Below are 26,136 nucleotides of genomic sequence, written 5' to 3' on the forward strand. Positions count from 1 at the left end.
CACTAAACTTTACGTTTGGTATTGAGAACGTTGATATTGTTAAATCTCGTTGTGGGGCAACCATGAGAAACCGCACTTACTTGAACAGGTTGTCCTTTACCATCGAAAAATGAACCGCCTACACGATAGTCAGACTTACCTGCCAGTTGCGTACAAGAATTCCAGAATTCCTGAGTATTGGATTGATATGCGACATCTTCAATTTGATCAACGATTTTTCCATTTTTGATTTCATAGAAAAGCTGTCCTCCAAACTGGAAGTTATACCTTTGTTGATCAATTGAGAAAGAACCTCGACCGACAATATAGATGCCATCTTCTACATCTTTAATAACATCATTTGCAGATAAATCTTCTTTAGCATTTGGCATTAAAGACACGTTAGGCATGCGCTGGAACTGTACGTCACGCCAGCTTTGTGAATAGCAGCAACCATGTGATTCTTTTTGATCGATCATATGGACCTGATCACGCGTTGCCTGATAATTAACCAAAACGCCATCTTTAACCAGATCCCAACGCTTTGTCTTAACCCCTTCATCATCATAGCCAACGCAACCAAGCGAATGTTCCTGAGTTTTATCAGCCACAAGATTAACAATTTCAGAACCATACTGAAATTTCTTAGAACGCCATTTGTCCAAAGTTGCAAAACTGGTACCAGCGAAATTGGCTTCATAGCCTAGTACACGATCAAGCTCGAGAGGGTGGCCTACCGATTCGTGGATCGTTAACATCAGATGAGCCGGATCCAATACCAAATCATATTTACCAGGCTTTACCGACTTGGCTTTTAATTTTTTCTGTAGCTGTTCACCCGCATTACGAGCATCCTCAATCATGTCGTAAGAATTCTTATAGCCAATATTTGCACCCTGAACATGAATTTTATCTTCCTTGCGACCATCAAGATATTCAAAGCCCATTCCAACGGGATCACCTAAGCCATTGCGTTGTTTAAATCCAGATGGACCAACTGCGCTCGCAAAAAATGGAGACCAAAGACGGTGAACATCTTGATCTATATAGGATCCATCCGTTGATGCAAAATATTTTTGCTCATTGACCAAAAAAAGCACTGAAGTTATATAATTTGCTCCACTGGATAAGGCTGCATTATTAACTTCCAGCAACATATCCGCTTTTTCTTTTACCGGAATTTCAAAAGCATTCTTTTTAATTGGAGTCTTCCAGGAGACTTCTCCGACTCCTTTGACAGGTGCTAGCTTTACCGGTTCTGATTGAAACTTGGAATTAGCTTTGGCGATAGCGACTGCCTGTTTCGCAGTCTTAGCAATACTATCAGGAGTCATATCTGAGGTTGCTGCAAATCCCCAGGTTCCATTTGCAATAACGCGTATTCCGATCCCTGCAGACTCGGTATTAACCACATTGTTAACAACCTTTTCTCTAGTTGTGATAAATTGATTCAGATAACGGCCAATTCTTGCATCGGCATAACTTGCGCCTGCTGATCTGGCAGCATTCAGGGCAATATCAGCTAACTGCTTTTTTAGCCCGACGTCCATTGGTTTATCAAGCAACTCAGCCGCCGTCACAATATTGCCTGTCATGGGTAGTACAAGCGCCCCCATTCCAGTTCCAGTTATTTTGATAAAATCCCGTCTTTCCATTAGTCACCTCTATTTTTAATTTTCATTTGACCCCTAGCAGCCGCCAAAACGCACCTTAGAGAAAAGCGCATAGGTCTAAAAGCCATGCATGAAGGACCTGATAAAGCTACCTATAGTCTACTTTTCACTCAATTAAGGCAAAGGAGAAAATGTAAAAAAGCGTAACAACTGGAGTAGGAAGCGCTATGGAGTCATGGAGAGGTAACATCAATACAGTTTTTGCCCTTATCTTTAGCGCTGGTCAGGGCGGCTTCTGCGTCTGCAAGCATATTTTCAAATGAGTCATGTTTTTTCATTAATGCAGCCAGACCAATACTGACTGAAAACTCGATTTTCTCCTCTTCTTTGTAAAGCGCATTTTCACTAATTGCATCTTTTATGGCGTAGGCAATATCCAGCCCCCCAGTTATGTCGCTATGAGGTAATAAAATGGCAAATTCTGCTCCATTATATCTTGCTAAAAAGTCTTCATCCTTTAGCTGTCTTTCACATATCCTCGCTAGCTGGAAAAGTAGATTGTCACCAATGGAATGACCATAGTTTTCATTAATTTTCTTAAACCAGTCACAATCAATCAACAAAAGCGTAAGTGAATGGTTGTATTTCTTTGCGCGAGCAAATTCCATATTTCCTCGTTCAAACAATGCTACACGATTTGCAATCTGAGTAAGATGATCGGTATTAGCAATTTGCTTCAACACAGCTGTTCGCTCTTCAACGATTTGCTGCAGAACATCTCGAGTCACCGTCGTTTTTTCCAGTTGCGAACTCATTTGATTGAATTGTGCAATAAACCTGGATAATTCTTCAAATCCGTGAATTGAGGGAAGTTGCTTAAACTGTCGCTTATTGATGCTATCGATTCCCTGCTTCAAATTATATACCGCTTCACTCACAAGAAAACCTATGCGGTGAGCACCTACAAAAAGAATCAGTACTCCGCAAAGTAGTGTTATCAAAATAATCAGGATCTGGCGTTTCTCAATTTTTTTAATATCATTTCGAGCCAACGCGGCTAGGTGTTGGGAATCGGTAACTATCATATCAACCTGTACTAACAACCTTTTGGTGAGCAAATTCTCGATTTTTCCACCTATCGTCTTAGAAGCAATTCCCATCAATTTCCGGTACAAAATATCAAGACTTTTATTTTGTGTAATTAAGCTATTTTGCAACGTCTGTTGTGCGGGAGTTAGCTCAGGAGGCTGATTTAATATTTTTGTTAGCGAAACTAAATTTGTCTCCCATTTCATAGCACCCTCTAAATGGGCAACATCTTCTTTTAAAATAGTTCGCTGTAACGAAAAACTCATGTTTTGCACTTTTAGTGCATAGTCTTGCCGCTCCAGTGCTTTTTCAATTTTCAACCATGAGTAAACTAGAGTTAAAACGACTAAGATAACAACAACAAGATTGCCGTATGCAAACAGTCCTAGCCTCTTTTTTAGTGTCCAATCAATCAGCATATACTTTATAGTTATATTTCGTTAATTTAGAGTAACAGCATAAGGAACTACATCCATCAAATATTCCTGGTCAATAAGATGTTCAAAATCAGGCATGACTACCGACTTGACAATCCCCTGACTGATAGCCCATTCAATTTGAGATTCCATATTCAATACTAAAGATCGGCTTAAAGACAGTTTAAATATGTAGTCCTGCCAAACCCAGTTGACAAAATTTGAATCTAACCGAAGCCGCTTAATTAATATTTGACGAGATTCTTCAGGGTGTTTTGCAATAAACTCCTGAGCTTTTTTCAGCCCCATAAGAATACATCTGGCCGCTTGTGGTTTCGCAGCAAGATTAAGCTTTTTTGCGACCAGATTGAAAGTTAGAGTATAAAGGTTCTTACTCGGTAAAATCTCAGCATCTCCATCAGACAGGCGAAGGGTTTCATAGGCATAAGGTTCCCACGGAACAACGACATCAACTTCTCCTTGCTGTAGAGATTTGGCGAGTGCCTCTGGTGCTTTGTCAATAACTTCTACATTTTTAAGATCGACTCCTGAAAGAGCAAGATAGATAGAAAGGAAGTACTCCCCGGCGGCACCTTTAGTAACAGCGATTTTTTTACCAACCAGGTCCTGAGGAACAATAATGCCGGATTTTTTTGATATGACAAATTTGACGTCATTATCAGATTGCACAAAAGTCGCAATATTGGCAAAGTCATTTCTTTTAAGGCTTTGGAAAGCAATTACAGATTCAGAACTGGTTGCAAAATCAGCCTCTCCTCGAATCATTTTTTCAAAGCTCGCTTTACCACCAAATACCTCCGTTAACTGTACATCAATACATCTTGGGTCAAATAGGCCTTTATCCTTGGCGATATAGATTGGTGCCGAAAGCGGGGTACGTGAAACTGCAATCCGAATATCTTCAGTTTTGGAATAAAAAATTGCCTGCCAATTTCCTAGTAGAAATAACACTCCTAGCAGAAGTGTGAGGATAATAAATGCAAGTAATGAGTGCTGATTGAATTTCAAAAGACTTCCCTTTTATCTAACACTCAAAGTATAGAAAAGAAAAGAATTCTCTGCCTTGAATCACTAATACCTTTTAAATAAGTTATCGCACATTTGATATGTTTTTTCAGAATTATAAAAAAGGAGCCCTAAGGCTCCTTTCCAAGCGTTGTTTTCAGCATAAGCTGAAGAATATTGTATCGCGCTATCGCTCGCGAGCAATGGCTCTGTGGCCAATATCATCGCGATAGTAGACCTTATCCCACGAAATGGTTTTCACTCTTTCATAGGCTAAAGCCTGCGCTTTGGTAACATTCTCACCTAAAGCAACAACACAAAGAACACGACCTCCGGCCGTCACCACATTGCCGTCTTCTTCTTTGGTACCTGCGTGAAAAACTTTAGTGTCAGCAATTTCTGTATCGAGACCAGAAATAATATCGCCTTTAGGATAACTGTCAGGATAACCGCCGGCAGCCATCACCACGCCAACCGCTGGACGAGGATCCCAGTTGACACTGGCAGTATTCAGTTTACCGTCGAGTGCGGTTAAACACAGCTCAACCAGATCCGATTGTAGACGAGACATAATAGGCTGGGTTTCCGGATCACCGAATCGGCAATTATACTCTAGTACTTTAGGGATTCCTTCCGGTGAAACCATAATTCCAGCATAGAGGAAACCTGTGTAAGGGTGACCTTCTTTCGCCATACCTTCAACAGTAGGAACAATAACTTGCTCCATGATGGCATCATGCATTTGTTGAGTAACAACCGGAGCTGGTGAGTAGGCGCCCATACCACCGGTATTGGGTCCCTTATCACCATTATCTCGCGCTTTGTGATCCTGTGATGTCGCCAAAGGCAAAATATTCTTACCATCAACCATGACAATAAAGCTAGCTTCTTCACCGACCAGGAACTCTTCAACAACAACGCGGTGACCAGCATCACCAAACTTGTTGCCATCAAGCATATCATCAATCGCAGCGAAAGCTTCTTCTTGAGTTTGTGCAATAATAACGCCCTTGCCTGCCGCCAGGCCATCAGCTTTGATAACAATCGGCGTGCCCACCTTTTCGACATAGGCTTTTGCTTGAGCAATATCGGTAAAGTTGCCGTAAGCAGCGGTAGGGATATTGTGCCTGGCCAGAAAATCTTTGGTAAAAGCTTTTGAGCCTTCTAACTGCGCCGCTCCCTGAGTTGGTCCGAAACACTTCAAACCGGCTTCATTAAATTTGTCGACAACGCCCAGACAGAGTGGAGCTTCAGGGCCAACAATAGTCAATTCGACGCCATTTTCTTTAGCAAAAGACAATAAACCATCAACGTCTTCGGCACCAACAGCAACATTTTCTAATTTGCTTTCAAGCGCTGTGCCTGCATTACCGGGCGCAACAAAGACTTTTTCAACTTGCTCAGATTGAGCTGCTTTCCAGGCCAGTGCGTGTTCACGACCGCCACCACCAATAACCAGAACTTTCATAGTTTTTCCGTTTTGATTTTAAATAATTGCTCTCACCAGTTTAGCTTTTCTGTCCCCTCTCCCCCTGAGAGAGGGTTAGGGAGAGGGCTATGATTTATTTCTTAGCACTTAGCGCTTAGTTTCTTTAGTGCTTAAAGTGACGCATTCCGGTAAAGACCATTGCCATACCATGCTCGTTAGCAGCATCAATGACTTCCTGATCACGCATTGAGCCACCAGGCTGAATAATTGCGCTGATACCCGCTTCAGCTGCTGCATCAATACCATCACGGAACGGGAAGAAAGCGTCAGATGCCATAACCGAACCTTTGACTTCAAGACCTTCATCTGCGGCCTTAATACCGGCAATTTTAGCACTGTAAACACGACTCATTTGACCAGCACCAACACCGATGGTTTGCTCATTTTTAGCATAAACAATCGCATTAGATTTAACAGACTTGGCAACTTTCCAGCAGAAAAGTAAATCTTTTATTTGTTGCTCAGTCGGTTGAACTTCAGTAACAATTTTAAGATCATCCGCAGTGATGACACCCAAATCTCGATCCTGGACTAACAAACCGCCATTGACACGTTTGTAATCCCACGCGGCAGCAGGTGCGTCCCATTGGCCACACTCTAGAAGACGAACATTTTGTTTGGCTGCAACAACCGTTTTCGCACGCTCCGATACTTTGGGGGCGATAATGACTTCAACAAACTGGCGGTCAACGATCGCTTTCGCTGTTTCATGATCAAGTTCGCGGTTAAAAGCAATAATACCACCGAAAGCACTGGTAGGATCGGTTTGGAACGCTTTGTTATAAGCCTCGAGAATATTGGCTTCAACTGCAACACCACATGGGTTGGCATGTTTAACGATAACACAGGCAGGTGCGTCAAATTGCTTTACACACTCCAGCGCTGCATCGGTATCGGCAACATTGTTGAATGAAAGCTCTTTACCCTGAATTTGTACAGCAGTCGCAACCGATGCTTCTTTCGGCTCGGCTTCTACATAGAAAGCCGCTGATTGGTGTGGGTTTTCACCGTAGCGCATCGTCTGAGCCTTTTTATATTGAATCGAGTAGCTCTGCGGGAAAGTTTCTGCTTGCTCGAGGTTTTCCAGGCGCGCTCCCAGATAGTTAGAAATAGCCGCATCATATTTTGCGGTGTGGGCAAATGTTTTCCATGCTAGTTGATAACGAAGCTTGTATTCAGTACCGCCATTAGTTTCAACTTGCTCAAGCACTTTTTGATAATCTTCTGGCTCCACCACCACAACAACATCATTGTGGTTCTTGGCCGCTGCTCGTAACATAGTTGGTCCGCCGATATCGATATTTTCTATCGCATCAGCGAGCAAGCAATCATCTTTCGCTATTGTCGCTTCGAATGGATAAAGGTTAACGACCAGAAGATCGATCCCCTGAATACCGTGCTCCTCCATTACGGACTCATCTTGGCCACGACGAGCCAGAATACCGCCATGAATTTTGGGGTGAAGCGTTTTAATTCTGCCATCCATCATTTCTGGAAAGCCGGTGTAGCTAGAAACTTCAGTCACCGGAACGTTATTATCCATCAACAACTTGGCGGTACCGCCGGTTGACAAAATTTCTACATTTTTTGCTGCTAGCGCTTTAGCAAATTCTAAAACACCGGTTTTATCCGAAACACTTATAAGTGCACGTTTGATAGGTCGAATTGAGCTCATGATTTTCTCTATCTGCTTTGAAAGGGGTCACTTAATTAATCAAAAATTTAAAAGCGGTTTGCTTTTTACAGGATTCTACAAACAACAAAACGGGCAAACGCCCGCTTTGTATTCGATCCGTCAGGTCTTAGTTTAGACCATACATTTTCAATTTCTTTCTTAAAGTTCCTCGGTTTAAACCAAGAACTTGTGAAGCTTTTGTCTGGTTCCCTTGAGTATAAGCCATTACACATTCCATCAAAGGCGCTTCTACTTCGGCCAGAACCATATTATAAATATCGGTTGGTTTTTCATCTTCCAGTTGTGCAAAATAAGCTTTCATCGCTTGCTCTACACTTTCACGGAGAGTCGTTTGCTGACTGGTAATCTCAAACGAGCCTGTTTCTTTTTGTTCCATTATTTCCATGCTATCTAAGTTCATGCCACTTGTGCCTTATCAAATTTCTTTTGTTTAAAATAAGCTGTCAACGCATCGAGCTGCGCCTCAGCAGACTGAATCTGATTAAATTGCTGCTTGAATGATTGCGCGGATAAGTGTTCCGCCAAATACCAAGCCGTATGTTTTCTCGCTATTCTTACGCCCTGAAATTCCCCATAAAACTCATGTAGTGCTTTAATGTGATCCACCAGCACTTGCTCAACTTCTTCAATTGAAGGTTCCGGAGCTAGTTCGCCAGTTTCTAAATAATGATTAATTTCACGGAATATCCAGGGTCTCCCCTGTGCCGCTCGACCGATCATTAATCCATCTGCACCGGTATAATCCAACACAAATTTTGCTTTTTGCGGCGAATCAATATCACCATTAGCAATCACCGGGATTGAAACCGACTGCTTAACCAGTGCAATTGTGTCGTACTCTGCAAATCCTTGATATTTACATGCTCGGGTCCTGCCATGTACAGCAAGGGACTGGATGCCCGCTGCTTCGGCCATTTGCGCAATATCTATTGCGTTTTTATTTTCTGGATCCCAGCCTGTTCTTATTTTCAGAGTTACAGGTACATCAACCGCCTGGACTACGGCATTAAGAATTTGTTCAACCAGCACTGGATCTTTAAGTAACGCAGAACCAGCGGCTTTTTTACAAACCTTTTTTGCCGGACACCCCATATTGATATCAATGACTTGTGCGCCATTTTCGACATTGTATTGGGCTGCCTGTGCCAGCATATCAGCGTCGCCCCCTGCGATCTGGACTATACGTAAGCCAGGTTCGTCATCATGACGTAATCGCAATTGGCTTTTTCTTGACTGCCTCAAGCTAGGATCACTCGACACCATTTCTCCTACAACAACACCCGCCCCCATCGACTTACAAAGTCGACGAAAAGGCAAGTCTGTCACTCCAGCCATTGGAGCCAGAAACAGATTGTTATCTAAAGAGTAAGAACCAATCCTCATGTCGGGATCAAATCCTCATTTATTAGCAGGATCGTCGGTTGTCTGAGACGACAGCTGGGGTTGGTCAAGAAAGCACCAGATTTTACACTGTTTAAACAATGATGAAAATGCGAAAAAAGACTAATTTACCGATTTTTTTCTCATAAAAAGCAATAAAAAAGACTTGCAATTTGAAATTCTTTTGAGAATCAAATAGCTAGTTAATATTCATAAAAAGTGTCAAATGCTTCCAAAATCGGAACAAAATATTAATCAAACAAAAATTCAAAGCCCAATGCATCAGGGTGTGGCAGCTTAGTCTCAAAAGTCAGGTGAACTTCAGCGTTAGCCGGCATAAACTGCTCAGCTTTTTCAGGGAAGTAATCACTCACCTCAAAGCGTTTCTGCGAAACGAAACTGCCATCTCTATCACTGAAGCGGATGGTGATACCCGGGTAAGGTTGAGCAAAATTTGCCTCATTTACCAATAAAAGCTTGATTTCCAATATGCTGTCATCAGATTCAGAGGGCTTTACAATTCGTTGACGTAATTTGATTTTTGCAACATCACGACGAGGTTGAAGATCACAGGGAAGTGCAGAACAAATCGACTTGGTCATAGATCCCCAGGTAGGATCCCACGATAAGGTCTGTCGATTTTTCCAGAAGCTTTGACCTGCATAACCCAATAATGCTAATACAAGAACAACAATCATGCTATTCCGCAGTCCAGTTTTCTTGTCGACTACACGCTCTTCAAATTCATCCAGAGGATCGGGCTCTGTATCTACTTCTTCAATTTGGTTTGCCAGGTTATCAGCTAGCAAATCAGCATCTTCCTCAAGACTGTCCAAATCCAGTTCAGAGCTTTCCATAGTCTGATTTTGGAGCCCAAAGTCGGCTTCATTTGAATCACCTGAACTTGTATCAATATCAAACACGTCGTCTGTCAGCTCGTTTTCCGGCGCAGACTCTTCGCTTAACGCGGCTTGCTTGTCATTTGTGACATGCACTTCGACTGCAAGAGAATCCTCTGCCAGCAACTCTTCTACCGACTCTTCTGCATCTTCCAAAAAGTCGTCAAATGATTCTTCATCAAGATTGTTTTCTGGAATTTCCATAGCCGAGTCAGCAACATCGACTTCGGAAAGTTGCTCGCTAACAACCTCTTCACTCGGTTCGTCATTTTGTAACGCCAAATCAAATTCGTTCTCTTCTAAAGAATCCAGACTCATATCATCCAGATCCATATCATCAAGACTCAAATCATCCTGTTCTGCCGCTTCAAGCTCAAATGCTTGCAAAGCCACATCTTCGACTTCACCAGACTCAATAGCAACTTCGTTTAACTCCGACAATTCAATCTCAGGCTCAATGGCAATCGGTTCTTCAGTCAAAAAGTCTTCAGACAAACTAGTTTCTGTCGATTCTCTTTCCGGGACGGTTGTGTCCAACTCCTCACCAATCACTTCATCACTGTCTAATTCAAAATCGAGAGGCTCGTTATCGATATCGTCTACCATATCCAGCTCATCAAGAGCCGCGTCGATATCCAAGTCGTCATCCAGACTCATTTGCGGATCGTCAAACTCCGCAACAGAAACTTGTGACTCAATATCTTCCCCAAAACTTGCATTCAACAAATCCTTATCTTCGGCAAGCGACTGTTCTGGTTCTGGTTCTGGTTCTGGTTCTGGTTCTGGTTCTGAGAATACTTGCTGCTGTGGAACTGATTCAATATCGCTTGCTACCACTTCGTCATCAGAAGACTTGGTAGCGCCCAGGCTTGCTGAGGCAACTTCGGATGACTCGACGACATTGTTTGCGACACTTTCAGTATTGGCCACTGCAGAAGTTGCAGAGACAACCTGGCGAGGCTTTACAAAATACTGATCCGCCTGAAAGACTTCTAGACATGCCCCACAGCGAACTTTACCTTTCGCCATCGATAATAGCTTTTCGGTAACTTTAAAAGCGGTCTCACACTTGGGACAACGTGTATATTGTGTTTGTTCGGCCACGAAACCTTTCCTTGTATTTCTAGTTATTCGTCAGGTAGAGAAATCAGGACTAAATACTTTTAACGGTCGTATTATCGTTTAATACCACTAAGTCGAGTCCACTCTTGCTCATAAACAGCAGGCTCCATATCAAACCACTGCTGGTAGCAAGAATTGACTTCTTCCGACTGCACATCCAATAGTCCAGATAGCGCTAGTCTACCATGACTTTGGCAATGGGCTGAAATTTGTGCAGCCAGCTCTTTTAATGGCCCAGCTAGTATATTGGCAACGACTATTTCGGTACTGATCCCGTTGACCAGTTCCGGCTTACCGACTAAAAGTCTTTCGTCCATAACCCCATTACGCTCGGCGTTGTCTTTAGTGGCAATTATCGCCTGTTCGTCAATGTCGACTGCATAAACTTTTGCCGCTCCTAACTTTAGCGCAGCAATAGCCAGAATGCCGGAACCACAACCATAATCTATGACGGTTTTCCCGTCTAAATCGAGTCCATCGAGCCACTTTAGGCAGAGCGAGGTTGTCGGATGGGTTCCTGTACCAAAGGCAAGGCCGGGATCGAGCATCACATTCACCGCAGATTCATCGGGCACAGGCTTCCAGCTAGGACAAATCCAGAGTTTTTCACCAAACTGGAGCGGCTCAAACCTTTCCATCCACTCTCTTTCCCAGTCTTTGTCTTCTAACAGTTCAAACTTTTCATTACTGGAATGTTGACTGAGCGGATGCTGCTGCCAGGCATCAAGAATGCCTCGGGTATCAGTTTCAGCGTCAAACAGCACCATCATATGAACATTTTGCCAAAGAGGGGTTTCACCCGGTGCCGGCTCCAATATAGGGACATCTTCGGCATCCATCAAAGTGACGGATAATGCCCCCATTTCCATCAGGGCATCACCGATATTATCGGCATGGGGCTCGGTTGTGTTTAGTCTTAGTTGTAGCCAGGGCATATTAATTAATATTGTGTCTTAAAATTGGCGATAGTTTAACGGTTTTGTTCAATGATTCCTAATCACCATTGATATATGAAAAGCATTTGTATTTTGACATTAGGTCGCTTTAACTTTCGATGCCAGATAGAGTTTTTCTAGCTCACCACTAACTCGGCGACTGAGCGTATCTATCGACTCCTCCGGCTCCAGACAAAGTAACTCAACGGCCTGGTCAATGTTTTCTACAGCATAAACTTTGAATTGTTTTCGCTCGACAGCCTCAATAACCTGCTTATTTAACACCAGATTGCAGCTGTTGGCCTTGGGAATAATCACGCCATGATTTCCATCAAGACCACGCTTTTGACAGATATTAAAAAAACCTTCGATTTTTTCGTTGATTCCCCCGACAGCCTGAACTTCACCAAACTGACTAACTGAGCCAGTGACCGCCAGTGACTGGCGAATGGGACAATCGCTGACCGCAGAAATAAGACAACAGATCTCCGCCAGCGAAGCACTATCACCGTCAACCAGGCCGTAAGATTGCTCCATCACAATATTGGCAGACAAAGTCAACGGAAACGCCTTGGCATATCGATTTGCCAGATAGCCAGAGATAATCATCACTCCTTTGGAGTGAAGCGAAAGTCCAAGCTGACTTTCTTTCTCGATATCGATAATGCCTTTTTTCCCCGGAAAAACCGTCGCGGTAATACGTGCCGGCATGGCAAATTCGCTGCTACCGATTCGCCAGATAGTCAGACCGTTGATACTACCGACTCGACGCTCTGCAGTTTCTATCAACACCTGACCCTCAATTATTTTGTCGAGCATTTCATCGCGGATCCTTGAATGGCGGTATTCCCGGTTAGCCTGCGCTTCAAGAATATTGTTGTCACTTAACTGATCATCACCGCGAGCGCGACGCACTACTTCAGCTTCGCTCAAGATTTCGAATATTTCCGATAGCCTGGTCGATAACTTATTTTGGTGGCCGCAACGACGAGCACTGTACTTGAGTAACTCGATGAAACCACGGTTATTCAACTCGCCAATATTGTCTTTTTCACAATGAGCCTTGACCAGGCGAGCAAGGTGCTCAATGTTCTCCCGAGAAGCTTCCATGTCTTCAGAGAAGTCGACCAGTACACGAAAAAGCTCGCCAAACTCACTGTCGAACTCTTCCAGCCAATAGTAGAAGTCCCTTTCCCCGACCAAAATAACTTTTACATCCAGCGGCACTCCGTGGGGATTTAGTCCGGTTGTCGAGCCTGGCAAATATTCGATTGTCGGCGGTGACAGTTTGATTTCTTTGGTTTGTAGCGCCTGCTTCAGCTGCCGCCATAGCACGGGGTCGGCCAGCAATTTTTCAACCTCCAGCACTAAATAACCACCGTTAGCGCGATGCAATGCGCCACAACGAATATGTTGAAAGCTTGTTTTGGTGATGCCCTGTTCGTTCCAGTAATCTATTTGACCGAAAAGACTCGAATAGCTGGGACGAGATTCAAACACTACCGGTGCTCCCGATACCTGATTATTAGCCACCAATAAATTGGGAACAAAACTATGCAGTAGAGTATCCCTCAACTTTTCGTTATCTTTGCTTTCACTCGATTCGAGCAAACCTATATAGTCCAAAATTAAATCCACCAGGTGTTTTCGAGATTCCTTAAAATAGATCTGCACACCGGCCAGCCCCAAATAGTCATCTTCAATTTCATCGAAAAGCTGCGAAACAACCTTACTGATTGTTTCTTTGTTGAGCCTTTTTACCTTGTCATAAATCTTTCGCTTCCACTGAGGCATTTCCAATAAAGATTCAACCAACTCTTCTTCGAGACGGTCAATCAGGCGGTTAAAATGGTCTTTATTTGACTGCGACAAGCCTGCGAATACCACATCGTCGACTGGTTTACCATCGATGATCGGCGAAAAAGACACATCCCCTCCTTCCTGATAGAGAGCAATACTCTGGCTGCTCGCCATTTTCTCGATCTCACTGATAACCGCCTCGACTTTGCGATTAAAAGATTTATCCAGTGAAGTTTTTTTTCGCTGGTAGGCGGGGTTTTCTATTGCAGCGGACAAAGATACCATCAGCTGCGAAATCAAATTTTTACAATCGTCCAAAAGTTTTTTTGCGACTCCAGATGGCAACTGCATCGCCCAGGGATCTGTCGGCTCTTCAAAATTATTCACATAGACCCAGTCTGACTGGCATTTTTCAATCTTGGCTTTGGATTCCAAATGGTGGGTAACAATAGACAGGCGTCCGTCTCCCCGCTCCCCCATCACAAAAAGGTTATAGCCTTTTTGCTTGGTGGTCAGTCCGAAGTGCATCGCTTCAATAGCCCGATCCTGACCGAGAAACTCACTAGATGCTTGTAAGTCAGAGAATCTGGCAAAAGGCAGAGATTTCTCATCAATCGAAGAGGTCAAGTCAGCGGCATTTAAAAGGGTCTTGTGCATAGGATTTTCTCTATCGGCCTTCTATAATCGTTATAGGTCAGAGATAGCCTTTAAGCAAATGTCGAGCGACCAGTTATATACTCTGGATTGCAGCAATTGGTAGTAAATATATTGACTATTTCGCATGGAGAGCCAACCGATAAAATCGATTGTTTAACATTCGTTACGACTTGTCGGGACTACAATTCGTCATAAAAATAGTTTAAATTGACGAATCAAAAACTCCTCAGGACGAATCTTCGATGATTTCATTTGCCAGCGATAATTACGCCAGTGTCCATCCAAAAATCATGCAGGCACTTGTCGATGCCAACCACGGTCATGTTCCGGCTTATGGCAATGACGAGATAACTCAAAAAGCAATCAAACTCATTCAGCAAACACTTTCGGAAAAGGCAAAGGTCTGGTTTGTCGGCACTGGCACCGCGGCAAATACCCTCGCGATCAAAGCTTCACTCAGAAGTTATCAAAGCGTTATCTGCACTGACTCGGCGCATATCCAATGCAATGAAACTGGTGCGCCAGAGCAGTGGTGCGGCGTCAAGTTGCTAACCTGCCCTCATGAGCAAGGTAAGCTGACGCCGGAGGCTATCCGCAAAGTCTACAACGCGGAAGCCTGCTGGGGACAGCACGCTACTAAACCCCGTCTGGTGAGTATTAGCCAGACCACCGAATTCGGCACCGTCTATTATCCGGAAGAACTTTCGGCGATTCGCGCAGTGTGTGACGAGCTAGATTTATTACTTCATATGGATGGCTGTCGCCTTTATAACGCAGCGGCTGAATTAAATGTGCCTTTGGAAGAGCTAGTCAAAGACATCGATGTTTTGAGTCTGGGTGGAACCAAGGCTGGCTTGATGTTTGGTGAAGCAGTTGTTTTTCTTAATCCCGAGCTAGCTCAAGGATTTGAACACTTACAAAAACAGGGACTACAGCTTTTTTCAAAAATGCGTTACGTTTCAGCGCAATTTTTAGCACTTTTTACCGATAATCTTGGCCTCGACCTGGCGGCACATAGTAATCAGCTGGCAACATCTCTGGCTGACAGTTTGCAAAGGTTTGACGGTGTCGAACTCCTTTACCCTGCAGAAAGCAATATGTTTTTCGCCAGACTACCACAGCTATGGGTGGAGACACTGCAAGCACATACCTACTTCTATATTATGCCGGGCAGTGATATCGCTCGTTTCGTTTTATCCCATGATGTACAACAAAGTCATGTGGATGACTTTGTCGAGAAGGCCAAACAGCTAGGCTAATTAGGAACTGCTTAGCTGGAAAAGTAAGCTGTACGAACGAATTCCTTTTCGTTTATTTCTGTGAAATTTATGAAAGCAGGTATCTGTATAAAAGCATGCTATTAAAAAGTCGTTAATAGTAATGTTTCATACTATGCTTTCGCCAACGTCACACTTGATAGCGCAATTGTGCTAGTTTTATTTTATAACTCGTCGCCAGTCAGTCGCTGAATAGACTAAACGGATTGTTCTTTACCCGCTTTGGTTTGCTATTTAACAAACTCGGGAATTTCGATGAAACAGCAGCTACTCACAACCTCCATTGTTTTTTATCTGCTGTTAACGAGTGTGTTTAATGTACAGGCTAAAAGCCAAAGCGAGAGTAAAATGCAGCTGCTGATTGCTGAAATCATCAAGGATACTAAAACCACATCCCGCGAAACCGGGATCGATACGCTTTCACCCAAAGTGCTGGAAGCGATGCAATCAGTTAAGCGTTATCAATTTGTCGACCAGCCCTACCTGCGTTACAGCTATGAAAACCGTCCGCTGCCTATAGGCGAAGGACAAACCATTTCACAACCTTTTATCGTCGCCATTATGACCGAGCTTCTGCAACTAAAGGGCGAAGAGGTCGTACTGGAAGTTGGCACCGGTTCCGGTTATCAGGCAGCGATTTTGAGCCGTCTGAGTAAAAAGGTTCATACCATCGAAATTATCGAGTCCCTCGCTGAAAAAGCAAAGTTAAGGTTGAAAAATCTCGGTTTTGAAAATATTTCGGTTTATCACGGCGATGGCTATAGAGGACTGGAAAAGTTAGCGCCTTTTGACGCTATCATTGTGACAGCAGCGCCGGCGCATATTCCGGAACCGCTAATCGACCAGTTAAAAGCAGGTGGTCGAATGGTGATTCCTGTAGGAGAACAAGATCAGATCCAGTTTCTGACGCTGGTTACTAAAGATAAACAGGGAAAAGTTAAAAAAAAGCAAGTGCTACCGGTTAGCTTTGTGCCGCTGACTCGCGATTAATATTTTTCGCTTACTCTACAGTAGAGATCATTCATTTTTTCGTTACAGAGAACTTGGGCTTCAACACCTATAAACAACGCAATGAATTAATAAAGCAATATTACTCAACCTTTTTTAATAATAACCTCCTTTATAAACGATAAATTATTGTTTGTCATATTCACTTAAATTGCATTTCTTTATACTCAAACTAGGGCATTCAAAATTTTATGTTTGATGAGTTCTGACAAAAGTTAACGTGGCATAAAATTATCTAAAGGGGACTTTCGCTTTTTTAAAAGCTTAGCAAAATTATTAGTTCAAGAGCATTTCGCAGCGCTGCGCTTTCCTGCGAGATACTTTTTTCAAGAGCGAAAAAAGTACCCAAAAACGCCCTTTTTCGCTGCGCTGGCACTCTTACATGAGCGCGTTGATGTCACCTAAAACTTTGACCTGGATAAAACTGATAATTGCTATCGCCCTCAAGGTATAATTGCAGCCAAAGCTGGGAATGGTTGCTTTCGCGCCGGGGTTACGAATTGAGTTAAGTTCAGGCTGTAAAATCCATCCAAACCTTTAATTTATTTCGATCAGTTCTGGTTTTATTAACCCTAAAAATAGTTTTTACCAACGACTATAGTCACGACTCAAAATGTATTATTCATGGTTCCTAGAGAGGTCCTACTAGAGGGTGGGGCGTGAATACAAATTGTTGGTGGGCGACCAGGAAGTGCTAAGGCCTTATCAAGAGTCAATTGCGCTGGCCCAGTGGCCTGAGCGTTGGGCATTTTTTGGTGACTTTTTGTTGCTCTTGACAAAAAGTTACTTATGTCCATGGATGGACTGTATGCAGTTTTTGCAGGAGCAAAAAACTGTCGCAGGAAAGCGCAGCGCTGCGAAACGCTCTTAAATTAAATTTTTCCTAGCTTTTATAAAAAAACTAAAAAGGTCCCCTTTAGTGAGAATGCAGCCCTATTGCATGTCAACACAAACAGAGGCATAACATTCTCACTTCGTTATCTTGTAATTCTTTAATTAGAGTCGAAATATTACGATGACTATTTCGACTTCGTTTCCAACTCTCTGATCCTCAACTTAATCATTTCATTATCAGGCTGTATCGAAAGCGCCTTTTTAAAATTAGACATAGCAGCAGTATGGTCTTTCTGTTTCAAACGTAACTTCGCCATCTCCAACCAAGGGTATGCACTTTCGGGAAATAATTCTGCGGCCAATTTAAGGTAATCTTCAGCTTGCTCTTCTTTTCCTGCCTGTAGTTCTTTCTGTGCAAACTCAACTATATTATTTTCCGCTTCCTGAGCGCTTTGCGGGCTCTCTTTCATCATTGTCTGGTAGGCATTTTTCGCTTTTCCTAACTGTCCTTGAATGATGAATTCAAATGGCACCTTTACTTCATTCGATACTCTCGCTCTAATTGCAGGAGGTTCATCTCCCATATTGAACGCCAGATTAACGGCTCCATTATCTCCTTTAACAAAACTAAATTCTCTCGCAAACTCACGTCTGACATAGACATTGTCACCGACTCTCAAAACTTCCATGGGGTCGCCGTTGAGGTACTGCATAAAAACTTTGTCGTCAGTTGAATAAATGCTAAACAGCATGTCATCCGAATATCGAAAGCGACCAGAAATTCTATCTTGGTCTTTTTTTGAAATAGGAAGCGATTGATACTCTTTAGGCAAAAACTCATCCCACTGGTAAACGCTGGCAACGCTGTTGACCAGTTCGTTAATAAAACCCGGATGATTCGAATTAATCATCACAACCACACCGTAGCCTTTATTTTTGTGCGCTTTTAGATCGGCACTAAAGCCTTCATCCCAACCTCCGTGTTCGAAATATACATCGTCTGATTTCGGATTACGCAAGAATAATCCCAAACCAGTTTGAGGACTGACATACGGTGTTAGCATTTGCTCGACGGTCTGCTGTTTTAAAACTTTACTTTTATCAGCTTTAATCGCCAGCTGTATGTCGATGGCAAATTTTGCTAAATCTTCTGCCGTTGTCCAAAGTCCCGCAGCTGCCATTTCCGGATAGACATGTCTTTTCCCGGGAACGGGTTCCTTATTGGGCAAATAACCTGCGGCAGCAAATTTTAGCTTCTCCGGCGGCAAAGGTTGCTCGTAGCTGCTGCGCTGCATGCCAATTGGTGAAAGAACCAGCTGCGCCATAATTTCCGGGTAGGCTTTATCTGTCACATCCGTTGTGGCCTTTTGCATAACCGTATAACCGCCCCCCGAATAACGAAACTTATCACCCGGCATGAAGTCGACACGCACCGGATCAGAATTGGCTGGCTTCTCGCCATCCAGCACCTGCTCAATGGTCGGTACTTTCAACCCTTGTGAATACCCCCAAAATCCATGAACCGTTAACCCCGAAGAATGATTCATCAAATGTTTTAACGTCACCGGATTACTTTTGGTGAATTCATTTTCTGGAATTTTCCAACCCTCTAGTTTGTGGTTAACCGGTTCATCCAGAGAAAGGAGCTTTTGTTCGGTTAATTTTAATGCGCCGTAAGCAGCTACCGGTTTGGATATGGAGCCAGCCTGAAACAAAGTATCTTCGGTTACCGGTGCCATTGTTTCCTTATCGGTAACACCATAGGTTTTGTGCCAATGAATTCTGTAGTCTTTAATTACCGCCAGACTAACCCCCGGTACACCATAATGCTTCATGCGCTCTTCTATCGTCCACAAAGGATCACCTTGAAAACGATTACTCGCACGCAGGCTATTTTCAACTTGTTGAATTACAGTTTGAATTGATTCGGATTGTTCTTCTGTCTTTCCAGTCGCAGCTGTTGATACGAAAGCAGAACAGGCAAAAACCAGTGGAGTAAGCGCCAGAATCAGTTTATTGTTCTTCATTATTTTCCTTGTTTAATTAGTCGCTCAAAAAAGCCATTAGAACGCACAAACGACCCAGCACTCCTGCGGGGGTTAGATCGCTCTGCTCAATTTTGCAGATAAATCCCTAAGACAGAGTCGAGCTACTATTTTTTAACTACTATATCTAGCTGCTATAAGCGGGTGTTAGCTTTATACCCAGCCTATTACATTAGTAACAGACTGGCAAGAAAATTATTTGGCGAGATAATTTGCTTAGTGAGAAAGTTCTCCCTCGCTAAGTTTGGAAATCTGGAATAGAAGAAACGGCAGCTATCGATTAACTAATGCCGATTCCAAAACGGAAAGGATCTTTTTCATCGAACAAAATTTCGGCACTTAGATTAACAAATGCCTCTCCGCTAATAGTCGGAATAATTTGCTCTCCCTTTATTTCAACTGAACCCTGAAACACACTGCCTATAATACTTTGCTGACGCCAGATTTGTCCTGGCTGTAATTTTTCATCTGCAATCAGACAGGCCAATTTTGCTGAAGTGCCAGTTCCACATGGACTACGATCGTAGGCACTACCTGGACAAAGTACAAAGCTTTGACTGTCGGCAATATCTTTGGAAGTTGGCGGACCAAATAACTCTACATGATCAATCATCTGGCCATCACTTCCGGTGATTTTTTGCTGCCATAGAGCATCGCGCACTCGCTCACTGTAGTCGGTCAGCCGGGTCACATTATCCAGCGACATCTTCTGGCCATGCTTCTCAACCAAGAAAAACCAGTTGCCACCCCAGGCGATATCACCGGTTACCGTTCCAACGCCATCGACTTCAACATCGACTGATTTAGCGAGCCGATAACTGGCCACATTCTGGATCGAAGCTCGATTTGGAGAGTGTAAATTAACGATTACTTCCCCGACTGGAGTTTCAATACAGTGAACACCAAGGCCGATTTTTCCCATATGATAAAGAGTTACCGCAAGACCGATAGTGCCATGACCACACATGCCAAGGTAGCCGACGTTATTGAAAAAAATAACACCGGCGGCATTATCAGGATTGACCGGCTCACATAAAAGCGCGCCCACCATGACATCACTCCCTCTCGGCTCATTTACCAACGAAGAACGCAAATGATCATATTTCTCCCTGAACAGCACTAAACGTTCAGCCATTGAACCATCGCCCAAATAAGGAAAGCCTTCAACGATAGTTCGGGTCGGTTCACCACCGGTGTGTGAATCGATAATTTTTAAATTAACTTGAGACATTTTTTTTACCGAAAAAGCGATCAGAAAATTAAGCTCCCAGATCTCCTTGTGTCCATGCTCCATCAATCAACCGCCAGATTTTTCCGTCTGGATTTTTATCCTGCAATAAGTCTGGTAGTCGATGCTGTCGAACGTTATCAAAACACTTCAGCGCAGCAAATCGTTTGATTGCTGCGGGCAAACCGACAGCGGTAAACCCGGGATGCCCACTGGATGGAAAAGGTCCACCATGGTTCATAGCAGGAGAAACCGCGACACCGGTTGGCATTTTATCATTGATTACTCGACCAACTTTATTTGTCAGAGTCGCTGCAATCAGATCATAATCAGTATCATCAATACCATCTTCAGCAGAATAGACACACCCGGTTAAATTCCCCTCTAGCAAACTCAGTATTTTTTGAGTTTGTTCAAGTGACTCGCTTCGAATGATTAAAGAAGCATTACCGAATATTTCGGTCTGAAAAGTTTTACTATCAGCAATAAAACTTTTACCACTAACTTCAAGCAAAGTATTGGAGTGACAAAAGCGACCATCCTCCAGTTCTCGCGTAGAAGTTAGTAATGTTGCGCCGGCTGCAACCAGTTCACTGGAAGCTGCTGCAATATGATCCGCCGCATTTGGCGAAAGTAAAGTTCCAACCGGCCCTTGTTGAAATTTTTCACAAGCCGCCTGAACAAAACTGTCTGTCGACTCATTTTCCTGAACAATAAGCAGTCCAGGCTTAGTACAAAGTTGTCCTGCCGCCATTGTACAGCTAAGAGCAAATTCTTCAGCGATAGCATTACCCCGCTGCTCGAGAGCTCCAGACAAAACAATCACGGGATTAACGCTGGATAGTTCAAGATAAATAAGTTTGCCGGCATCTTCCGCCGCTTTTTTCAGTGCAAGCCCTGCCGGTCGAGAACCAGTAAAGCCAGTTGCCGCTATTCTCGGGTCGCTTACCATTTTAAGTCCTGACTCATTGGACATAGCATAAACAAGTTGAACTGTTGCTTGCGGCAAACCAGTTTCCTCACAAGCCTTTTGTGCCAACTCCGCAAATAAACGAGTAGTCCCCGGATGAGAAGGGTGAGCTTTAGCGATTACCGGATTACCGGCAGCAATTGCAGCTGCAAAGTCGCCTCCCGAAATACTGCCAAAAGCCAGAGGAAAATTGTTGGGTCCAAAAACAGCTACCGGTCCAATTGCGGTCAATAAGGAACGAATATTGTTTGCACTATCAATTGTCGGCTGAGTCCAGCTTGCTTCCTGTGCAGCTTGCGCAGCTTGTCGTAACTGACCAACTGTACGCGGAATTTCCACATCAGCCAGTCGCGGCGATAGCGGCAATCCAGTTTCCAGATTAGCCATTTCAACAATTGCGTTCTTGTTGGAATCAATCAGGCTCGCATAACGCTCCAAAAATGCCGCTACTGTTTCACGAGAAATTTTTTGCAACTGAACAAAACTTTCCACGGCAGCGCTTAAAGCCTTGTCAATATCACTCCAACTGGAAACAGGATAAACCTCTGAAAGTTGCTCTCCTGTCATCGGGTTAAACGCGCTGAACTCGCTTTCAGCATTGGCGGCTTGCCACTGACCGTTGATTAATACTTTTTGCTGCATAAATTTTTACTCTGGTTTTAACATTCGGTAATTACAATCGAAGGAAATTTGGGTTCACACCAGCTTTGTTGCCTTGAATAACATTAGCTATTTCAAAAACAAAAAAGCCGGTATTTAGCTCAATCTATTAAAGCTTTGGACGGTTAGCTACGGCTTCGTTGTATATACGTTCTACGTAAGCTCGTTCTTCACCTTTTAGCGGCAGACGCGGTGCTCTGACTCTTTCCGAGCCTCGACCAGCAAGTTGCTCGGCAAGCTTGATGCACTGTACCAAAGTCGGAATAGTATCCAGACGAAGTAGTGGCATGAACCAACGCCAGATTTCACGTGCTTCTTCAAAACGACCTTCGGCAGCAAGATTAAATATGGCCACCGACTCTTTTGGGAATACATTAGTCAGTCCAGAGATCCAGCCAGTAGCACCTAACATCAAGCTTTCTAGCGCAATATCATCAACACCGCCAAAAACGGTATATCGATCACCAAACTCGCGGAATAATTCGGTAATACGACGAGTATCTTCAGTCGCTTCTTTAACAGCGACAATATTGTCTTCTGCAGCAAGGGTTTTCATACCTTCAATCGATACATCAACCCCATAAGTTATCGGATTGTTGTAAATCATAATCGGCAAACCACAGTTACGAGCAACTTGCTGATAATGATGAATAGCCTCATCTTCGGTGGAACGATACACCATTCCAGGTAAGGTCATCAGGCCATCGATACCAATTTTTTCAGCATCTTGTGCGTACTGAACAGCTTGTGCAGTAGTCGTCTCAGCTACGCCGGACAATACGGGTACTCGGCCTCCTGCTACTTCCACTGCTTGCTGCATCACAGCTCTTTTCTCATCAGCCGAAAGCGAACAGTTTTCGCCAACTGTACCGCAGACGATAATGCCGTGAACACCTTCATTGATCAGGTTATCCAACATCTTCGCATTCTCTGCATGGTCGACAGAAAAATCTTCCTTAAACTGAGTTGATACTGCGGGATATACCCCTCTCCAATTAACTTGCATTTTTATAAACCTCTAAAGAAAGGTGGCTGCACCGTGAAGTTTTCTGAATTATCCGTTTCAGACTCATCCATAGTGCTCACGTAGTTCAGCCACTGATTGCCACTAAAGTGCAAACAGAATAACATTATTTTGTGTACAATAAAACAATATTTTGTTATAGTACGCCAAAACGTCGGTAGTGAATTGATTTTGCTTCTATTATTTTAGACAACAGAAGCTTGTTTTTACCGGGTTTCGACTACTAAAGCCCTTGCTGTGAGACTAATCAAGTACATTGGGCCGAAGCAAAACGGAACCATATTAAAGAATTCTTTGCTATCTGTGTACACAAAATATATTTTATTGGATATTTTAATCCATTAGGAGTCCCTATGACTATAGGTGTTGGTGGTTTCGAACCTTCACAAGTATTGGCTTCATTAACCGATATGACAGCCGATGTTCAACCGATAGCACTCTCTGAGTACCAGCAACGTATCAATAATGCTGTTGATTTGATGAACCGGAATCAAATTGATGTGGTTTATCTCAATGCAGGGACAAACCTTTATTACTTTAGTGGCACCCGCTGGTACGCCAGTGAAAGAATGGTAGGGGCCCTGCTTACCAAGGACGGACAACTACATTACATCGCACCCCACTTTGAAATTGATACCTTAAAAGGCTTTATGAAAATTTCCGGGGATATCCATGGCTGGCATGAAGATGAATCTCCATATGAGCTAACTGCTTCCTTGCTCAGAGAGATTGCGCCGGAAACCGCCACCTTTGCAATTGATGAATCATCCAGTTTTTTCATTTTTGATGGCTTAAGAAAAGCATGTACTGCAGTACAGTTTGTGGACGCCAAGCCAGTGACTGCTGGCTGTCGCAGTCAGAAGTCTGAAACTGAACTGGAATTACTGCAAATAGCAAAAAATATGACGCTGGAAGTCCATAAAGCAGCTGCAAAAATCCTGCGCCCGGGAATTTCCACCCAGGAAGTCGAAGATTTCATTAACCAGGCCCACCAGAAAGTTGGCGCAAGTGGTTCCTATTTCTGTATTGTTCTGTTTGGGGGAGATACCGCTTTTCCGCATGGTGTTAGCAACCCAAAAGAACTGGAGCAGAACGACCTGGTATTGATTGATACAGGCTGCCAGATTGAGGGGTATAACTCCGACATCACCCGAACTTATGTCTTTGGAGAGCCGACACAAAGGCACAGAGAAATTTGGCAAATAGAAAAAGAAGCTCAAGCAGCAGCCTTTGCCGCGGCTCAGCCAGGCACACCTTGCGGTGATGTCGATACTGCCGCCCGTAGTTATCTGGAGTCCAAAGGCTTTGGTCCGGGCTATCAGGTCCCGGGGCTCCCACATCGAACAGGTCACGGCATAGGACTCGATATCCATGAGTGGCCTTATCTGGTAAAAAATGATCGAACTCCACTGGCTAGCGGCATGTGTTTTAGCAACGAGCCGATGATGGTATTACCCGGTGAATTCGGTGTACGTCTGGAAGATCATTTTTATATGACAGAAACCGGCCCTAAATGGTTTACCGAACCCTCATATTCAATCGATGATCCCTTTGGATACGAGGCTTAACTAAAACTCAATACTGCTACGCGACTAGCCAGCCTCTCCTGACGCTTCCTTCAGGAGAGGAAGCACGAGTTAACACTTGTGATAGAGTTGTTGCTAAACCAGTATCCCCGAGGAAAAGCTATCAGGATTTTTTGGAGTAGAATAAGTGAAACAACCCATCGCAGATGTTGCCGTTGTTGGTGCGGGAATCATTGGCACCTGTATTGCTGAACGCCTGCAATTTGAAGGAAAGAGAGTACTTCTTATTGATCGTCAAGGGCCCGGTGAAGGCTGCTCAAAAGGCAACGCAGGACACTTTGCCACCGATATTATTTTGCCGCTGGCCAACTTCTCAACCCTGTTAAGCGTCCCCAGGTTATTAATGGATCCCACTGGACCACTGACTTTGCGGTGGCGTTTCTTACCTCAGCTTTTTCCCTGGTTAATGCGTTTTGCATGGGCAGCGATGCCACACAAAACTGCAGCCACAATAGATGCATTGAAAAGATTAAACAGGCCCTCCATTGAACGTTTTGATGCACTGTTAAAGAGGACAGGGCTCGAGCATCTGATGACCCAAAAAGGCGCGCTAACCATTTACCAAAAACCGGAATCAGCGGTCAAAAATCTGGCACACCTGAAAAAAGTCAGTGCACATGGCGTCAAGGTTGAGCATTTGACTGGAGATCAGATAAGAGAGCTTGAACCCGCACTCACGCAAGATGTGGCAGGAGGTCTTTATTACCCGGATACAGCCCACACAATTAACCCTTATCGACTGGTAACCAGCCTTTTCGAATCCTTCATTCAAGCTGGAGGCGAGTTTAAAAAGCTTCAGGTAGAAGATTTTGCTTTTGGAGAAAAAGGGGTTGAACTGCTCACTAACGGTGAAAATATTCAAGCCAGAGAAGTTGTAATCGCCTGTGGTGTCTACTCAAAATCATTAGCCAAACAGCTGGGCTATTCAGTCCCACTAGAAGCCGAAAGAGGATATAACCTAACCCTTCCAGAACCCAATGTTGAATTGAACCGGCCGGTAACTTCCTTTGAACGCTCTTTTGTAATGACTCCCATGGAAGACGGCTTACGACTTGCCGGCACCGTCGAACTGGCGAGTAAGGATGCGGAGGAAAACTGGCAGAGGGCCGATATTCTATTTGAACACGCCAGCCAAATTTTGCCCGGCTTAAATAAATCGGGGGCAACTCATTGGATGGGACGACGTCCTTCACTACCGGACTCACTACCGGTCATCGGTAGGGCACCAAAACACCCTCAGGTGATCATGGCATTTGGACACCAGCATCTGGGCTTAACTCAAGCCGCGGTGACTGCAGATCTGATCAGCGAATTGAATAACCATCGCGCAAGTAAGGACCTGGATGCTTTTGCAATAGAGCGATTCTAGTTTATTATTCTTCGCCTTGCCGTAAATGCCGCCG

General features: G+C 43.8%; 19 protein-coding genes. 5 read left to right on the top strand and 14 right to left on the bottom strand.

Features of this window, described 5'->3' with window-relative positions:
- Positions 1 to 2 precede the first annotated feature (2 nt).
- From IYN84_RS09280 to IYN84_RS09325, 10 genes are all read right to left on the bottom strand, one after another.
- Positions 3 to 1,634 (bottom strand): TldD/PmbA family protein, encoded by a 1,632-nt coding sequence (locus tag IYN84_RS09280; RefSeq protein WP_196138925.1) that lies wholly within the window; start codon positions 1,632 to 1,634, stop codon positions 3 to 5.
- A 191-nt stretch (positions 1,635 to 1,825) separates the two neighbouring features.
- Entirely contained in the window at positions 1,826 to 3,100 is a 1,275-nt protein-coding gene (locus IYN84_RS09285) for a GGDEF domain-containing protein (RefSeq protein ID WP_210330366.1), read from the bottom strand.
- Between the two features lie 21 nt (positions 3,101 to 3,121).
- Entirely contained in the window at positions 3,122 to 4,126 is a 1,005-nt protein-coding gene (locus tag IYN84_RS09290; protein WP_196138927.1) for an ABC transporter substrate-binding protein, read from the bottom strand.
- A 184-nt stretch (positions 4,127 to 4,310) separates the two neighbouring features.
- On the bottom strand, positions 4,311 to 5,591 hold the full coding sequence (gene purD / locus IYN84_RS09295) for a phosphoribosylamine--glycine ligase (protein WP_196138928.1): 1,281 nt from the start codon (positions 5,589 to 5,591) through the stop codon (positions 4,311 to 4,313).
- 124 nt (positions 5,592 to 5,715) lie between these two features.
- On the bottom strand, positions 5,716 to 7,287 hold the full coding sequence (gene purH, locus IYN84_RS09300) for a bifunctional phosphoribosylaminoimidazolecarboxamide formyltransferase/IMP cyclohydrolase (protein ID WP_196138929.1): 1,572 nt from the start codon (positions 7,285 to 7,287) through the stop codon (positions 5,716 to 5,718).
- A gap of 127 nt (positions 7,288 to 7,414) precedes the next feature.
- The gene (fis, locus tag IYN84_RS09305) at positions 7,415 to 7,708 is read right to left on the bottom strand and encodes a DNA-binding transcriptional regulator Fis (protein ID WP_246722759.1); all 294 of its coding nucleotides are present in this window, start codon (positions 7,706 to 7,708) and stop codon (positions 7,415 to 7,417) included.
- Positions 7,705 to 8,691 (bottom strand): tRNA dihydrouridine synthase DusB, encoded by a 987-nt coding sequence (dusB, locus tag IYN84_RS09310; RefSeq protein ID WP_196138930.1) that lies wholly within the window; start codon positions 8,689 to 8,691, stop codon positions 7,705 to 7,707. The genes fis and dusB overlap by 4 nt, the downstream gene beginning before the upstream one ends.
- A 248-nt stretch (positions 8,692 to 8,939) precedes the next feature.
- Positions 8,940 to 10,691, bottom strand: a complete 1,752-nt coding sequence (locus tag IYN84_RS21675) for a zinc-ribbon and DUF3426 domain-containing protein (RefSeq protein ID WP_196138931.1) — start codon at positions 10,689 to 10,691, stop codon at positions 8,940 to 8,942.
- A 71-nt stretch (positions 10,692 to 10,762) separates the two neighbouring features.
- A complete protein-coding gene (prmA, locus tag IYN84_RS09320; RefSeq protein WP_196138932.1) occupies positions 10,763 to 11,644 on the bottom strand; it encodes a 50S ribosomal protein L11 methyltransferase in 882 nt (293 codons plus the stop codon).
- Positions 11,645 to 11,743: 99 nt separating this feature from the next.
- The gene (locus tag IYN84_RS09325) at positions 11,744 to 14,101 is read right to left on the bottom strand and encodes an AAA family ATPase (RefSeq protein ID WP_196138933.1); all 2,358 of its coding nucleotides are present in this window, start codon (positions 14,099 to 14,101) and stop codon (positions 11,744 to 11,746) included.
- A gap of 242 nt (positions 14,102 to 14,343) precedes the next feature.
- Here IYN84_RS09325 and IYN84_RS09330 point away from each other — a divergent pair, with 242 nt between their 5' ends.
- The 3 genes from IYN84_RS09330 to IYN84_RS09340 all read left to right on the top strand — a co-directional run bounded on the left by IYN84_RS09330 (position 14,344) and on the right by IYN84_RS09340 (position 17,257).
- Entirely contained in the window at positions 14,344 to 15,360 is a 1,017-nt protein-coding gene (locus IYN84_RS09330) for a low specificity L-threonine aldolase (protein ID WP_196138934.1), read from the top strand.
- 273 nt (positions 15,361 to 15,633) lie between these two features.
- Positions 15,634 to 16,368 carry a protein-L-isoaspartate(D-aspartate) O-methyltransferase gene (locus IYN84_RS09335; RefSeq protein WP_246722762.1) on the top strand — a complete coding sequence of 245 codons (735 nt, stop codon included), beginning with the start codon at positions 15,634 to 15,636 and terminating at the stop codon, positions 16,366 to 16,368.
- Positions 16,369 to 17,038: 670 nt separating this feature from the next.
- Positions 17,039 to 17,257: a hypothetical protein gene (locus tag IYN84_RS09340; RefSeq protein WP_196138935.1), complete on the top strand. Its 219-nt coding sequence runs from the start codon at positions 17,039 to 17,041 to the stop codon at positions 17,255 to 17,257.
- 148 nt (positions 17,258 to 17,405) lie between these two features.
- On the opposite strand, the gene IYN84_RS09345 is transcribed toward IYN84_RS09340, so the two are convergent.
- From IYN84_RS09345 to dapA, 4 genes are all read right to left on the bottom strand, one after another.
- Complete coding sequence (locus IYN84_RS09345) at positions 17,406 to 19,247, bottom strand: serine hydrolase (RefSeq protein ID WP_196138936.1); 1,842 nt, start codon at positions 19,245 to 19,247, stop codon at positions 17,406 to 17,408.
- A gap of 298 nt (positions 19,248 to 19,545) precedes the next feature.
- Positions 19,546 to 20,496 (bottom strand): 4-hydroxyproline epimerase, encoded by a 951-nt coding sequence (locus tag IYN84_RS09350; protein ID WP_196138937.1) that lies wholly within the window; start codon positions 20,494 to 20,496, stop codon positions 19,546 to 19,548.
- A 28-nt stretch (positions 20,497 to 20,524) separates the two neighbouring features.
- Positions 20,525 to 22,105: an aldehyde dehydrogenase (NADP(+)) gene (locus tag IYN84_RS09355; protein WP_196138938.1), complete on the bottom strand. Its 1,581-nt coding sequence runs from the start codon at positions 22,103 to 22,105 to the stop codon at positions 20,525 to 20,527.
- Between the two features lie 127 nt (positions 22,106 to 22,232).
- Entirely contained in the window at positions 22,233 to 23,129 is an 897-nt protein-coding gene (dapA, locus tag IYN84_RS09360; RefSeq protein ID WP_196138939.1) for a 4-hydroxy-tetrahydrodipicolinate synthase, read from the bottom strand.
- A 371-nt stretch (positions 23,130 to 23,500) separates the two neighbouring features.
- On the opposite strand from dapA, the gene IYN84_RS09365 reads away from it, so the two are divergent.
- Positions 23,501 to 24,715: a Xaa-Pro peptidase family protein gene (locus IYN84_RS09365; RefSeq protein WP_196138940.1), complete on the top strand. Its 1,215-nt coding sequence runs from the start codon at positions 23,501 to 23,503 to the stop codon at positions 24,713 to 24,715.
- 145 nt (positions 24,716 to 24,860) lie between these two features.
- Positions 24,861 to 26,102 (top strand): FAD-dependent oxidoreductase, encoded by a 1,242-nt coding sequence (locus IYN84_RS09370; RefSeq protein WP_196138941.1) that lies wholly within the window; start codon positions 24,861 to 24,863, stop codon positions 26,100 to 26,102.
- Positions 26,103 to 26,136 lie beyond the last annotated feature (34 nt).

It is taken from the genome of Aliikangiella sp. G2MR2-5 (genome assembly GCF_015687155.1).
In the GTDB taxonomy this organism is placed as follows: domain Bacteria; phylum Pseudomonadota; class Gammaproteobacteria; order Enterobacterales; family Kangiellaceae; genus Aliikangiella.